Here is a 12,934-nt window from a genome sequence, read left to right on the forward strand (position 1 = left end):
GCAGGGGAATGACGGGCGGAGCGTCCCGATGCCATCACGTGATCAGGCTGTGACCGCTCGTTCGACCAACGCCAGAGCCCGATGCGGGAGTTCCGCGCGGTCCTCGGCCGCGCCGCTCAGCCAGTGCACCCGGGGGTCGCGGCGGAACCACGAGTCCTGGCGGCGCGCGAAGCGTTTGGTGGCGCGCACGGTCTCGGCGCGCGCCTCCTCCTCGGTGCACTCCCCCGCCAGCGCGGCCAGCACCTGCTGGTAGCCCAGGGCGCGGGCCGCCGTACGGCCCTCCCTGAGCCCTCGCGCCTCCAGGCCGCGCACCTCGTCCACGAGGCCCGCCTCCCACATCCGGTCGACCCGCACGGCGATGCGCTCGTCGAGCTCTGGGCGGGCCACGTCCACCCCGATCTGAACGGTGTCGTACACGGAGTCGGGGCCCGGCAGGTTGGCCGTGAAGGGCTTGCCGGTGATTTCGATCACCTCGAGGGCGCGGACGATGCGCCGGCCGTTGCTCGGCAGGATCGCGCGCCCCGCGTCGGGGTCGGCGGCGGCGAGCCGCGCGTGCAGGGCGCCGGGGCCCCGCAGCTCCAGTTCCTCCTCGAGGCGGGCCCGTACGGCCGGGTCCGTGCCGGGGAACTCCAGGGCGTCGACGGCACCCCGTACATACAGGCCGGAGCCGCCGACGAGGACGGGCGTACGGCCCTCGGCGAGCAGCCGGTCGATCTCGGCCCGGGCGAGCCTCTGGTACTCGGCGACGCTCGCCGCCTCGGTCACGTCCCAGATGTCGAGGAGGTGGTGCGGTACGCCGCCGCGCTCCTCGGGCGTCAGCTTGGCGGTGCCGATGTCCATCCCCCGGTAGAGCTGCATGGAGTCGGCGTTGACGACCTCCCCGCCGAAATGCCGGGCGAGGGCGACGCCCAGATCGGATTTTCCGGCTGCCGTGGGGCCGACAACGGCGATGACCCGCGGTGCGGGAGCTGCTGTTCTCACTCGCACAGTCTCGCAAACCCCGCACCCTCTCCCCGAACGAGTTACGTGACGGCACGCGCCCGGGGTCGTTGCCTGTTGCGAGGTTCCGGCCGCCGGTTTACGGACCGGCGCCCCCGGGCGGTGCGATGAGGCGCTCCGGGCGGGCGCGGGATTTCGCCCACACGAGTAAGGTATGGAGCAGATATGGGCGTTTTTGCACGGTTTAGCCGCAAGTCCAAGGGGGCCGCTGAGGCGTCAACCGAGGAGGCGAAGGCCGCCACTCCCACGGCCGACGCTCCGGAGGAGACCGCGGCAGCGGAGCCGGAAGGCGGGGCCGAGAAGGCCGCCGAGGCTTCCGACGCCGCCGCTGCGGACAACGTGGACATCCCGAAGCAGCAGTCCGCGGACGAAGCGGCGGACAACGGGGCCGGAGAGAGCGCCCGCTCGTAGTAGTCCCCCGAAGAGCGAAGGTGATCCATGGGCTTCCTGGATTCGTTGAAGGCCAAGCTTGCTCCTGCGAAGGACAAGGTCTCGGACCTCGCGCAGCAGCACGAGGGCAAGATCGAGCAGGGTCTGAGCAAGGCCGCCAGGGCGGTCGACAGCAAGACCAAGGGCAAGTACAGCAGTCGGATCGAGTCGGGCACGGGCAAGGCGAAGCACGCTCTGGACCGCCTCGCGCACAAGGACGACGGGCCCGGCGGAACCGGCGGCACCGGCACAGCGCCGCCGCCTCCCCCTCCGGCGGTCTGAGGCCGGCCTTCTGATCGGCAGCAGCAAGAGTGGACGGCCGTGGAGCGCTCCTCGCTCCACGGCCGTCCCCGTGCGGCCGGTCCTCGCCCTCGCCGGGGTCCCCATGCTTGCGGGGACCTTGCCCGCGCCCGGGGTCCTGAAGGTTCCCGGACCTCGCCCGTGCCCGTCGTGCCGGCGCTCGTCCGTCGCCGTCAGGACCAGACGGCGACGAAATATCCGACGCCGTAGGGGGCGCCCTCGTACAGCAGCTGCCCGCCGAGGCCGGCGCCTTCGGCCGCGCCCGCGAGGACCTGCCAGGGCGCTCGCCCGGCCGCCTTGACCTCGTACGCCAGACGGGCGTCCAGGGCCGTCAGCCCGGCCGTGTCGGCCGCGCCCAGCGCGCGGGCCGCCGCCGCGTCGAAGCCTTCGGCCCTTTCGTCCAGGTAGCCGGGCGCCTTGAGCGTCCGGCAGGCGCTGCCGTCGCCGAGCACCAGAAGGGCGACGCGCTCCGCCCGCGCGGCGAGTTTCCTGCCCTCTCGCGCGCAGAGCTCACCGGCCAGCTCTTCCCCGACGTGCAGGCCCTCCACGCGGGCGTCCGCCCAGCGCGCACGCGAGAGCAGCCAGGCCCCCACCGCGAGCGACGGGGGAAGTCCGCCGTCCGCTGCGCTCGCGGAGCCGCCCGGTCGCGGCGGGGCGGCTGTTCCGAGGAACGTCTCGAAATCCACGCCGAACCCCCGGAAGCTGCCCGCGGCGCCCTGGGGGTGCGTTCCCGTGCCGTCCTGTCCGGCGGCGCCGACCACGACGAGCAGGTCGGGGCGGGAGGCCGCGAGCACGCCCACGGCGTCCGCGCACGCGTCCCGGGCGGCGTCGAGTTCCGGTGCGGCCCCCGAGGCGACCTCGGGGACCAGGAGCGGCGGACAGGGGCACACTGCGGCGGCGACAAGCATGCGCGGAAGCCTAGTACCCGGCCCGATCGCAGTGCTGGGCCGCTGCCGGGTCGTCGCCCGGCGGCGGCCCGCCCGTCACTGGACGGAGCAGCCGCCCGTGGCCGCCGGCAGCGGCTCCGGTACGCCGATCTTCGGCAGCCCCAGGAGGACGCCGGCGCCCTGCTTCGGCTCCGCGTTGCGCTTCTCCCAGGCGTCGCCCGCGCGGGTGCGGCGTACCGCCTTGGAGGGGCCCTCGGCCAGCAGGTGGTGCGGCGCGGCGTAGGTGATCTCGACCGTCACCACGTCACCGGGACGAACGTCCTCGTCCGGCTTCGTGAAGTGGACGAGACGGTTGTCGGGGGCGCGTCCGGAGAGGCGGTGCGTGGCGCCGTCCTTGCGACCCTCGCCCTCGGCGACCATGACGTCCACGGTGCGGCCGACCTGCTTCTTGTTCTCCTCCCACGAGATCTCCTCCTGGAGGGCGACCAGGCGCATGTAGCGCTCCTGGACGACCTCCTTGGGGATCTGGTCCTCCATGGTGGCGGCCGGCGTACCGGGGCGCTTGGAGTACTGGAAGGTGAAGGCCTGCGCGAAGCGCGCCTCGCGGACGGTGTGCATGGTCTGCTCGAAGTCCTCCTCGGTCTCGCCGGGGAAGCCCACGATGATGTCGGTGGAGATGGCGGCGTGCGGCATCGCGGCACGCACCTTCTCGATGATGCCGAGGAAGCGCTCCTGGCGGTACGAGCGGCGCATCGCCTTGAGCACCGTGTCCGAGCCGGACTGCAGCGGCATGTGCAGCTGCGGCATGACGTTCGGCGTCTCGGCCATGGCGGCGATCACGTCGTCCGTGAAGTCGCGCGGGTGCGGCGAGGTGAAGCGCACGCGCTCCAGGCCCTCGATCTTCCCGCAGGCCCGCAGCAGCTTGGAGAACGCCTCGCGGTCGCCGATGTCGGAGCCGTACGCGTTGACGTTCTGACCGAGCAGGGTGATCTCGGAGACGCCCTCGGCGACCAGGGCCTCGATCTCGGCCAGGATGTCGCCCGTCCTGCGGTCCTTCTCCTTGCCGCGCAGCGCCGGGACGATGCAGAAGGTGCAGGTGTTGTTGCACCCGACGGAGATGGACACCCACGCGGCGTACGCGCTCTCGCGACGCGTCGGCAGCGTGGAGGGGAACGCCTCCAGCGACTCCGCGATCTCGACCTGCGCCTCTTCCTGGACGCGGGCGCGCTCCAGCAGCACGGGCAGCTTGCCGATGTTGTGCGTGCCGAAGACCACGTCGACCCAGGGGGCCCTCTTGACGATCGTGTCGCGGTCCTTCTGCGCGAGGCAGCCGCCCACGGCGATCTGCATCCCCGGCCGCTTGGTCTTCATCGGGGCGAGCCTGCCGAGGTTGCCGTACAGCTTGTTGTCGGCGTTCTCCCGCACCGCGCAGGTGTTGAACACGACGACGTCGGCGTCACCGTCGGCGCCCTCCGGCGCACGCACGTATCCCGCGCCCTCCAGGAGGCCCGAGAGCCGCTCGGAGTCGTGGACGTTCATCTGGCACCCGTAAGTGCGCACCTCGTATGTCTTCTCGCTCATCTCGTACACCAGGGTACGGGCCCGGGCACCCCCTGGTCTCCGAGGGGAGTGAACTGGCAGGATCGCCCGCATGCTCCAGGCCCTCCCCCGCTTCAGCCGCCGCCGCGCCGTCCAGGGGTCCCTCGCCGCGCTCGTGGTGACCGGACTGCTGCTGTGGTGGCTCCTGCCGATCGGCGATTCCTCGCCGCGCGGGCGGATCACGTTCAGCACGGGTGTGACCACCGGCGTCTACCAGCGCTACGGCGAGCTCCTGGACGAGGAGGTCGCCCGCGACCTGCCCGGCGTCGCCATGGACCTGCGGGCCAGTGAGGGATCGCGGCAGAACCTCGCGCGGCTGGTGAACGGTGAGGCCGACTTCGCCATCGCCACCGCCGACGCCGTGGCGCAGTACTACCGGGACGGTCTGCCCGGCGGGTACCGGCTGCGCGGCTGCGCGCGGCTGTACGACGACTACGTGCAGCTCGTCGTGCCGAAGCGTTCCCCGGTGCGCTCCGCGGCCGGTCTGCGGAACAAGCGGGTGGCGGTCGGCCAGGAGGGCTCGGGCGTACGGCTGGTGTCGAACCAGCTGCTGGAGGCGGCGGGCCTCGATCCCGAGCGGGACATCACTCCGGTGTCCATCGGCATCGACACCATGCCCGAACGTCTGGAGAAGGGCACGATCGACGCCTTCTTCTGGTCCGGCGGCCTGCCGACGGCCGCGGTCAGGAACCTCTCGAAGCGTTTCGACATCCGCCTCGTGCCCCTGGGCGACCTGGTGGACGAGCTGCACGCGGAGCCGGGCCCGTCCCGCCACTACCGGTCCGCCGTGATGCCCGCCGACGCGTACGAGGACGCCCAGGACGGGGAGGCCGTGCCGACGGTGGCGGTCGCCAACCTGCTGGTGACCACCGACGCCGCCGACACGCGGCTGACCGAAGGGCTCACCCGTACGGTCATAGGGAGCCGGGACAGCATCGGCAAGACGGTGCACGCGGCGCAGCTCGTGGACTTGCGGACCGCCATCTACACGGCTCCGCTGGAGCTGCACGAGGGCGCGCGGCGCTACTACCAGTCGGTCAAGCCCTAGTCGTAGGCCCGGTGCGCGGGACCCCGAGGGTCACGCGCAGCCCGTGGGGCTCGTTGCGCGCGTACGACAGGGTGCCGCCGCCGGCGAGGAGCAGGGCCCGCGAGATCGACAGGCCGAGGCCCGATCCGGTGACGTTCTGGTGGCGGGTGCTCCGCCAGAAGCGGTCCCCGACGCGCTCCAGCTCGTCGTCGGTCAGGCCGGGGCCGCCGTCGGCGACCGTGATCGTGCAGGACTCGCCGTTCGGCACGACCGTGACGGTGACGTCCTCACCGCCCGGGGTGAACTTCAGGGCGTTGTCGATCACCGCGTCCAGGGCGCTGGAGATCGCCACGGCGTCGCCCCAGGCGGTGACGGCCTCCGGTCCCTCCCGGGTGAGGTGTACGCCCCTGTCGTCCGCCAGGGGGCGCCAGGCGGCGACGCGCTCGGTGACCAGCTCTCCGATGTCGATGAGCTGGGGGTGCGTGCTGGCCTGCTCGGCCAGCGCCAGTCCCAGCAGGCTGTCGAGGACCTGGGCGAGGCGCTTGCCCTCGGTCCGTACGGAGGCGATCTCCTCGTTGCCCTCGGGGAGTTCGAGGGCGAGGAGCTCGATGCGCAGGAGGAGGGCGGCGAGGGGGTTGCGCAGCTGGTGCGAGGCGTCCGCGACGAAGGCGCGCTGCTGTTCGAGCACTTCCTCGACGTTGTCCGCCATCTCGTTGAACGAGCGCGCCAGACGCCTGAGTTCGGGCGGGCCCCCGGCCACCGCGACGCGCGAGTTCATCAGCCCCGTCGCGATGTCGTGGGTGGCCGCGTCCAGGACGCGTACGGGCCGGAGCACCCAGCCGGTCAGGCGGAACGCGGCGCCCACCGCCACCAGCATCGCCGCGGACTCGCCCGCCGCGATCAGCAGCCAGCCCCGCAGGATCCGCGAACGCATCTGTCCGGTCGGCGAATCGGTCACCACGACCGCGACCACGTCGCCGTCCCGTACGACCGGCGAGGCGACGACGATCCGGCCCTCCTGCCAGGGCCAGACCTGAGGCGGGTCATGGCTGCGGCGCTTGCCGAGCGCTTCCTCGAAGGCGTCAAGGCCCGCGCCGCTCCGGGGAACGGCCCAGCCCTCGGGCGCGCTCGCCATCGCCCACTTGTCGCGGTAGAAGACGCCGGCCTTGATCCCGTACACGGCGTGGTAGCTGGCGAGTTCGGTCTCCAGGGTCCTGCGGCGTTCGTCCTGCCCGCTCTCGGTGCGTTCGGTGACGAACTGGGCGAGCGCCGCGAAGCGCGCCGTGTCGTCGATGCGGTCGACGACGACCCGCTGCTGCTCCGCCGCGGCGAAGCTCACCGCGAGGGGGAAGCCCAGCGCGAGCAGGATGCCCGCGAGCAGGACGATGAGCAGCGGGAGGAGACGGGTGCGCACGTGGGGTTACGGGCCCTGTACGGACGCGGCCGGCGCGACGAGCCGGTAGCCGACTCCGCGCACGGTCTCGATGAGAGCGGGCATCCGCAGCTTGGAGCGCAGGGAGGCGACGTGCACCTCCAGGGTGCGGCCGGTACCCTCCCAGCTCGTACGCCAGACCTCGCTGATGATCTGCTCCCGGCGGAAGACCACGCCGGGCCGCTGCGCGAGGAGCGCGAGCAGGTCGAACTCCTTGCGGGTGAGCTGGACTTCGCTGCCGCCGACGCTCACGCGGCGGGTGGGCAGTTCGATGCGTACGCCGCCGAGCCGCAGGGCGGCGTCGTCGCCGGGCGCCGGCGACGGGTCGCCCGTGGCCTTGCGCCGGGCCACCGCGTGGATACGGGCGAGCAATTCACCGGTGTCGTACGGCTTCACGACGTAGTCGTCGGCGCCGAGGTTCAGGCCGTGGATGCGCGAGCGCACGTCGGCGCGGGCGGTCACCATGATGACCGGGGTGTCACTCCGCTTGCGGATCTTGCCGCACACCTCGTAGCCGTCTTGGTCGGGCAGCCCGAGGTCGAGCAGCACGACGCCGAAGGGCTCCTTCTCGGCCGGCAGGAGCGCCTGGATCGCCTCTTCGCCGTTGCGGGCGTGGACGACCTGGAAGCCGTGGCGGACGAGGACGGCGGAGAGGGCAGCCGCGACGTGGTCGTCGTCCTCGACGAGCAGCAGTCTCATGGCACCTCCCCCTCCGGTGAACGCTCTGTGAACAGGTCTCGCGCAATGCGCCTCAGGGCATAAACGCCGATGGGTCACGGTCCAGTCAAGGGTCTTCCCGTTCCGGGCTTGTTCCGTTATGGAGCCGGTATCCCCGCCCGGAGTCCTGTTCACGCGGAGTGTCCGGTTGAAGCCGGATCGTTATGCTCAATTTCCGCTCAGATGTGATGACGCTGGTCGTAACGGCTGACTAGGGTCCTCCCCAACCGAGGAGGACGGAGCAAGAAGCCGATGAGCGGAGTTTCAGTGACCAAGGCCGCCGATGACGCTGCCCCCGCAGCCGACGACCTGGTCGTGCTGAGCAACGTCAACAAGCACTTCGGCGCGCTGCATGTGCTCCAGGACATCGACCTGACCATCGCCCGTGGCGAGGTCGTGGTCGTCATCGGACCCTCCGGGTCCGGAAAGTCCACGCTGTGCCGCACCATCAACCGCCTGGAGACGATCGACTCCGGTGCGATCACGATCGACGGCAAGCCGCTGCCCCAGGAGGGCAAGGAGCTCGCACGGCTGCGTGCCGACGTCGGCATGGTCTTCCAGTCGTTCAACCTCTTCGCACACAAGACGGTGCTGGAGAACGTCACGCTGGGCCAAATCAAGGTCCGCAAGGCCGACAAGGCCGCGGCCGAGAAGAAGGCACGGGAGCTGCTCGACCGGGTGGGCGTCGGCTCGCAGGCGGACAAGTACCCGGCGCAGCTCTCCGGCGGTCAGCAGCAACGCGTCGCGATCGCACGGGCGCTGGCGATGGACCCCAAGGTCATGCTGTTCGACGAGCCCACTTCGGCGCTCGACCCGGAGATGATCAACGAGGTGCTGGAGGCCATGCAGCAGCTGGCGCGCGACGGGATGACGATGGTGGTCGTCACCCACGAGATGGGCTTCGCCCGCTCGGCCGCCAACCGCGTCGTCTTCATGGCGGACGGCAAGATCGTCGAAGAGGCCACGCCCGACCAGTTCTTCAGCAACCCGCGCAGCGACCGGGCCAAGGACTTCCTGTCGAAGATCCTTCACCACTGACGCGCGGTACTTCCCACGCGTCGTTCTCTCTTCTGCTGACACAAAGGATGTTCACCATGCAGGTTCGTAAGGTCACTGCGGCGGCCGCCGTCGTACTCGCGCTCTCCCTCACCGCGACCGCCTGTGGCTCCGGCGACAAGGACGACAAGGGCGCCGGCGGCAAGAAGATCACCATCGGCATCAAGTTCGACCAGCCGGGCATCGGTCAGAAGACGCCGGACGGCAAGTACGTCGGCTTCGACGTCGACGTCGCCACGTACATCGCGAAGGAGCTCGGCTACAAGGAGAGCGACATCGAGTGGAAGGAAGCGAAGAGCGCCGACCGCGAGCTCATGCTCTCCCGCGGTGACGTGAAGTTCATCGCTGCCTCCTACTCGATCAACGACGAGCGTGCCAAGAAGGTCGACTTCGCCGGTCCGTACCTGCTCGCGCACCAGGACATCCTTGTCCGGTCCGACGACAGCTCCATCAAGTCCGCCGATGACCTGAACAAGAAGAAGCTGTGTTCGGTGACCGGCTCCACGTCGGCGCAGAACGTCAAGGACAAGCTCGCTCCCAAGGCCCAGCTTCAGCAGTACACCACGTACTCGCAGTGCCTCAACGGCCTCCAGAGCAAGGCGATCGACGCGCTGACGACCGACGACTCGATCCTCGCCGGTTACGCCGCGCAGAAGAACTTCCAGGGCAAGTTCAAGCTCGCCGGTCTGAAGATGACCAACGAGAACTACGGCATCGGCCTCAAGAAGGGCGACGCCGACCTCAAGAAGAAGATCAACGACGCCCTGACCAAGATGGTCGAGGACAAGTCCTGGGACAAGGCGGTCGAGAAGAACTTCGGCCCGGCCGGCTACAAGAACGAGCCCGCCCCGAAGATCGGCAACATCGTCAAGTGAAGCAGGGACTGATCGGCGCGCCGCCCTCCGGGGCGGCGCGCCGCGCCCTCCACACACGCGGAAGCGCGGGAGATCGTGTTCGACTTTCTTGAAGGTTATGACCTCTTGGGGGCCTTCTGGGTGACGGTGCAACTCACCGTCCTCTCGGCCCTCGGCTCCCTCATATGGGGAACCGTGCTCGCAGGAATGCGAGTCGGCCCGATCCCCCTGATGCGTGGTTTCGGCTCCGCGTACGTGAACTTCGTGCGGAACATCCCCCTGACCATCATCATCGTCTTCACCTCGCTGGGCCTCAACCAGACGATGGGCGTCACCCTCGGCGCCGACGAGTTCGTCAGCATCAACTTCCGCCTCGCCGTTCTCGGACTGGTCGCCTACACGTCCGCCTTCGTCTGTGAGGCGCTGCGGTCCGGTATCAACACGGTGCCCGTCGGTCAGGCGGAGGCAGCGCGCGCGCTCGGCCTGCGCTTCACGCAGGTACTGACGCTGATCATCCTGCCGCAGGCCTTCCGCGCGGTCGTGGCGCCGCTCGCCAACGTATTGATCGCGTTGACGAAGAACACGACCGTGGCCGCGGCCATCGGTGTCGCGGAGGCGGCCTTCCTGATGAAGGAAATGATCGAGAACGAGGCACAGACCCTTCTGATCGGCGCCGTCTTCGCGTTCGGATTCGTCTGCCTCACCCTCCCGACCGGCCTGCTCCTCGGCTGGGTGAGCAAGAAGGTGGCGGTGAAGCGATGAGCTCCCTTCTGTACGACGCCCAGGGACCGCGCGCCAAGCGACGGAACCTCCTGTACTCGGCACTGTTCCTCGCTGTCACCGCTCTGGTGCTGTGGTGGATGATCGGCGGCCTGGCCGAGAAGGACCAGCTCGACTGGGAGAAGTGGCAGCCCTTCACCGACGGGCGTACGTGGACGACGTACATCTGGCCGGGTCTCAAGAACACGCTCCTCGCCGCGGCGCTGGCCATGGTCATCGCGCTGCCCCTCGGCGCGATCCTGGGCATCGCACGGCTCTCCGACCACAAGCTGGTCCGGGGCGTGGCAGGCACGATCGTGGAGTTCTTCCGCGCCATTCCCGTGCTGATCCTGATGCTGTTCGCCAACGCGGTGTATGCCGGATTCAGTGGTATCAGCTCCGACAACCGGCCCCTCTACGCCGTGGTCACGGGCCTGGTCCTCTACAACGCCTCGGTGCTCGCCGAGATCGTCCGGGCCGGCATCCTGTCGCTCCCCAAGGGACAGTCCGAGGCCGCCATGGCCATCGGTCTGCGCAAGGGCCAGACCATGCGGTCCGTGCTGCTGCCGCAGTCGGTCACCGTGATGCTGCCGGCGATCGTCAGTCAGCTCGTCGTGATCGTGAAGGACACCGCTCTGGGCGGCGCGGTGCTGACCTACGCCGAACTGATGTCGACCATCAGCACGATGAGTGGCTTCAACGGGAACATCTTCGCGTCCTTCATCGTCGTCGCGCTGATCTACATCGCCATCAACTACGCACTGACCACTTTCGCCAGCCGGCTGGAAGCCCGCCTGCGGCGTGGCAAGAAGTCCACCGGCGCCGTGGTCGCAGCGGACGCGGGTGCCGCACTCTCCACTCCCGGGGAGTCCGCAGGGCCGGACGGCCCAGGCGGCAAGCAGAACTGACGAATTGTGAGGCAGCGGCCACCGCGCCGCTGCCTCTGTCACTTGACGCAAGCACCCGCAGTGGGTTGCATACGTTCTGTGATCGTGCACCGGGTTCCATCTGCCACTTCCCACATGTCCGTACGGGCTGGAGGGGACGCGCCGTGGACCCGGTGATCGTCGTTGGGGCGGGTCCGGTCGGGCTGGCCCTCTCGCTGGCGCTCGCCGGCCACGGTGTGCCCGCCGTCGTACTGGACGAGGGGCCGGGCAAGGACGAGCCGCGGACGGCGCGGACGGCGCTCCTGCGGGCGGACACGGCGGAACTCGTCGAGCGGCTCGGATGCACGACAGTCCGTGACGAGGGCACGCGCTGGACCGGCTGGCGGTCGATGCGGCGCAATCAGGACGTCAGGGAGATTCGTTTCGGGGACGACGGCGAACTGCCGTCCCCCGTGCACCTGCCGCAGCACGATCTGACCCGCGGTCTGCGGGACGCCGTCACCGCGCACGAGCTGGTGCGCGTCGTGCCGCACGGGCGCCTCGACACCGTCGAGATGGACGACAGCGGCGTCACCGCGCACACCCGGGAGCCCGGCGCCACCTGGTGGCGGGGCAGTTTCCTGGTGGGGTGCGACGGGGCGAGGTCGACCGTGCGCAAGCTCCTCGACATCCGCTTCCCCGGACGTACGGCGGTCGAGAGGCACGCCGTCGCCGCGCTGCGCACGGAACTGCCCTGGGACGGAGAGGCGCTGCTGCACCGCATGCCGCCGTGGCGCACGGGCGGGCAGGAGGTGACCGCCCGCCCGCTGCGGGACGGAGTGTGGCGGCTCGACTGGCTGCTGCCGCCGCGCGGTGAGCTCGTCACGCCGGAGGCACTGGTCGGGCGCGTGCGGGACACGCTGGCCGGGTGGTGCGGCGACACGCCTCCGTACGAACTGATCGACACCGGCGTCTACACGCTGCACCACCGGCTGGCCCGCAAGTGGCGGGTGGGACGGGCGTTCCTCGCCGGGGACGCCGCCCACCTGCTCGGGGCCCTCGGGACGCAGGGTCTGGACGAGGGGCTGCGGGACGTCGACAACCTGGCCTGGAAGCTGGCACAGGCGTGGCATCTGGGGGCGTCGCAGACGTTGCTCGACAGTTACCAGGCCGAGCGGCGCACGGCCGTGGCCGCACGTCTGCGCGCCGCCGACCAGGCCCTGCCGATCCTGCGCGGCAACGGGCTGCGGACGTACCTGCCCGGTACGACGCGGGGGCACGACACCCTGCTCGCGGACGCGCACCTGGGGCGCGGAGCTCTGGGCGCGCGCCCCGCGTACGCGCACTCTCCGCTCGCGCCCCCGGAGAGCGAGGCGCAGACGCTGGTCGGCACGCCCCTGGGCGGGCCGGTCGCCGACGTACGGGTGACGGCGCCCGACGGTTCGGCGGTGCGGCTGCGGGAGCGGCTGGGGCGGGGGCGGCAACTGGTGGTGCTGGTCGCGCCGGGGACCGGTGTGTGGGACCGGCGGCACTGGATGACGGCGGGAGTGATGCCGCGACTGGCCGCGGCGGTGACGGCGCTGCCGGTGCGGGCCGAGCTGCTGGTCACGGAGGGCTACCCGGGGGCGTCGGCGCACACCGTGCTACTGGTGCGGCCCGACGGGCACCTGGTCGCGGCGTTCCAGGGCGTGCGGCCGGCCGAGCTGTACGCGGCGGCCGATGCCGCGCGCGGAGGCCCGCCGGCGTCGGCGCAGGCGGGGCCGGGTCCGCAGCGCTCCGGGGAAGCGGAGGATCCGGTGGAGTCCGCCGCCGACGAAGGACCGGACGAGCCCGACGGGGCCGCTCGGGCCGGCCTCAGCGACCGTACAGCGGACATCAATTGACCGCTGCGGGCGTGCGTGGTGTACTCCGGAGCGTGACCGACACCGATGTGCGCCTGTGGCGGAGGGTCCATATGGATCTCGTCCGCTATGCGGGCTGCGTGTGTCGCCCGTCCTGCTGATTCGCCT

At 70.5% G+C, this 12,934-nt stretch carries 14 protein-coding genes; 9 read left to right on the top strand and 5 right to left on the bottom strand.

Annotated elements, in window-relative coordinates:
• Nucleotides 1-42: 42 nt before the first annotated feature.
• Nucleotides 43-981 (bottom strand): tRNA (adenosine(37)-N6)-dimethylallyltransferase MiaA, encoded by a 939-nt coding sequence (gene miaA, locus AC07FK_RS04630; RefSeq protein ID WP_479102454.1) that lies wholly within the window; start codon nt 979-981, stop codon nt 43-45.
• 183 nt (nt 982-1,164) lie between these two features.
• Here miaA and AC07FK_RS04635 point away from each other — a divergent pair, with 183 nt between their 5' ends.
• Together AC07FK_RS04635 and AC07FK_RS04640 are read left to right on the top strand one after the other, a co-directional pair.
• Nucleotides 1,165-1,410, top strand: a complete 246-nt coding sequence (locus tag AC07FK_RS04635; protein ID WP_479102456.1) for a hypothetical protein — start codon at nt 1,165-1,167, stop codon at nt 1,408-1,410.
• Between the two features lie 27 nt (nt 1,411-1,437).
• Entirely contained in the window at nt 1,438-1,710 is a 273-nt protein-coding gene (locus tag AC07FK_RS04640; RefSeq protein WP_479102457.1) for an antitoxin, read from the top strand.
• A 191-nt stretch (nt 1,711-1,901) separates the two neighbouring features.
• Here AC07FK_RS04640 and AC07FK_RS04645 read toward each other — a convergent pair whose 3' ends face one another.
• Nucleotides 1,902-2,636, bottom strand: coding sequence for a class III extradiol dioxygenase subunit B-like domain-containing protein (locus AC07FK_RS04645; protein WP_479102458.1), 735 nt, complete (start codon nt 2,634-2,636; stop codon nt 1,902-1,904).
• A 75-nt stretch (nt 2,637-2,711) separates the two neighbouring features.
• Nucleotides 2,712-4,196 (bottom strand): tRNA (N6-isopentenyl adenosine(37)-C2)-methylthiotransferase MiaB, encoded by a 1,485-nt coding sequence (gene miaB, locus AC07FK_RS04650; protein ID WP_479102459.1) that lies wholly within the window; start codon nt 4,194-4,196, stop codon nt 2,712-2,714.
• Nucleotides 4,197-4,266: 70 nt separating this feature from the next.
• On the opposite strand from miaB, the gene AC07FK_RS04655 reads away from it, so the two are divergent.
• On the top strand, nt 4,267-5,262 hold the full coding sequence (locus AC07FK_RS04655) for a TAXI family TRAP transporter solute-binding subunit (protein ID WP_479102461.1): 996 nt from the start codon (nt 4,267-4,269) through the stop codon (nt 5,260-5,262).
• Here AC07FK_RS04655 and AC07FK_RS04660 read toward each other — a convergent pair.
• Both AC07FK_RS04660 and AC07FK_RS04665 read right to left on the bottom strand, forming a co-directional pair.
• The gene (locus AC07FK_RS04660; RefSeq protein WP_479102463.1) at nt 5,252-6,655 is read right to left on the bottom strand and encodes a sensor histidine kinase; all 1,404 of its coding nucleotides are present in this window, start codon (nt 6,653-6,655) and stop codon (nt 5,252-5,254) included. The genes AC07FK_RS04655 and AC07FK_RS04660 overlap by 11 nt on opposite strands.
• A 6-nt stretch (nt 6,656-6,661) precedes the next feature.
• Nucleotides 6,662-7,372, bottom strand: a complete 711-nt coding sequence (locus AC07FK_RS04665) for a response regulator transcription factor (protein ID WP_479102465.1) — start codon at nt 7,370-7,372, stop codon at nt 6,662-6,664.
• A gap of 270 nt (nt 7,373-7,642) precedes the next feature.
• Here AC07FK_RS04665 and AC07FK_RS04670 point away from each other — a divergent pair, with 270 nt between their 5' ends.
• The 6 genes from AC07FK_RS04670 to AC07FK_RS04695 all read left to right on the top strand — a co-directional run bounded on the left by AC07FK_RS04670 (nt 7,643) and on the right by AC07FK_RS04695 (nt 12,927).
• The gene (locus AC07FK_RS04670) at nt 7,643-8,428 is read left to right on the top strand and encodes an amino acid ABC transporter ATP-binding protein (RefSeq protein WP_479102466.1); all 786 of its coding nucleotides are present in this window, start codon (nt 7,643-7,645) and stop codon (nt 8,426-8,428) included.
• A 56-nt stretch (nt 8,429-8,484) separates the two neighbouring features.
• Nucleotides 8,485-9,321, top strand: a complete 837-nt coding sequence (locus AC07FK_RS04675; RefSeq protein ID WP_479102467.1) for a glutamate ABC transporter substrate-binding protein — start codon at nt 8,485-8,487, stop codon at nt 9,319-9,321.
• 75 nt (nt 9,322-9,396) lie between these two features.
• Nucleotides 9,397-10,062 carry an amino acid ABC transporter permease gene (locus AC07FK_RS04680; RefSeq protein ID WP_479102469.1) on the top strand — a complete coding sequence of 222 codons (666 nt, stop codon included), beginning with the start codon at nt 9,397-9,399 and terminating at the stop codon, nt 10,060-10,062.
• Entirely contained in the window at nt 10,059-10,967 is a 909-nt protein-coding gene (locus tag AC07FK_RS04685) for an amino acid ABC transporter permease (protein ID WP_479102470.1), read from the top strand. Before AC07FK_RS04680 ends, AC07FK_RS04685 begins: the two co-directional genes overlap by 4 nt.
• A 143-nt stretch (nt 10,968-11,110) precedes the next feature.
• A complete protein-coding gene (locus tag AC07FK_RS04690; RefSeq protein ID WP_479102472.1) occupies nt 11,111-12,808 on the top strand; it encodes an FAD-dependent monooxygenase in 1,698 nt (565 codons plus the stop codon).
• A 47-nt stretch (nt 12,809-12,855) separates the two neighbouring features.
• Nucleotides 12,856-12,927 (top strand): putative leader peptide, encoded by a 72-nt coding sequence (locus tag AC07FK_RS04695; RefSeq protein WP_309544753.1) that lies wholly within the window; start codon nt 12,856-12,858, stop codon nt 12,925-12,927.
• The last annotated feature ends 7 nt before the right edge of the window (nt 12,928-12,934 follow it).

Source organism: Streptomyces sp. NPDC046122 (assembly GCF_056429965.1).

Excerpts from the sequence above, each read along its gene's own strand:
- AC07FK_RS04665 (WP_479102465.1), bottom strand. The coding sequence starts at position 7,372 with ATGAGACTGCTGCTCGTCGAGGACGACGACCACGTCGCGGCTGCCCTC.
- AC07FK_RS04635 (WP_479102456.1), top strand. The coding sequence starts at position 1,165 with ATGGGCGTTTTTGCACGGTTTAGCCGCAAGTCCAAGGGGGCCGCTGAG.
- miaB (WP_479102459.1), bottom strand. The coding sequence starts at position 4,196 with ATGAGCGAGAAGACATACGAGGTGCGCACTTACGGGTGCCAGATGAAC.
- AC07FK_RS04670 (WP_479102466.1), top strand. The coding sequence starts at position 7,643 with ATGAGCGGAGTTTCAGTGACCAAGGCCGCCGATGACGCTGCCCCCGCA.
- AC07FK_RS04685 (WP_479102470.1), top strand. The coding sequence starts at position 10,059 with ATGAGCTCCCTTCTGTACGACGCCCAGGGACCGCGCGCCAAGCGACGG.
- AC07FK_RS04645 (WP_479102458.1), bottom strand. The coding sequence starts at position 2,636 with ATGCTTGTCGCCGCCGCAGTGTGCCCCTGTCCGCCGCTCCTGGTCCCC.
- AC07FK_RS04675 (WP_479102467.1), top strand. The coding sequence starts at position 8,485 with ATGCAGGTTCGTAAGGTCACTGCGGCGGCCGCCGTCGTACTCGCGCTC.
- AC07FK_RS04640 (WP_479102457.1), top strand. The coding sequence starts at position 1,438 with ATGGGCTTCCTGGATTCGTTGAAGGCCAAGCTTGCTCCTGCGAAGGAC.
- AC07FK_RS04655 (WP_479102461.1), top strand. The coding sequence starts at position 4,267 with ATGCTCCAGGCCCTCCCCCGCTTCAGCCGCCGCCGCGCCGTCCAGGGG.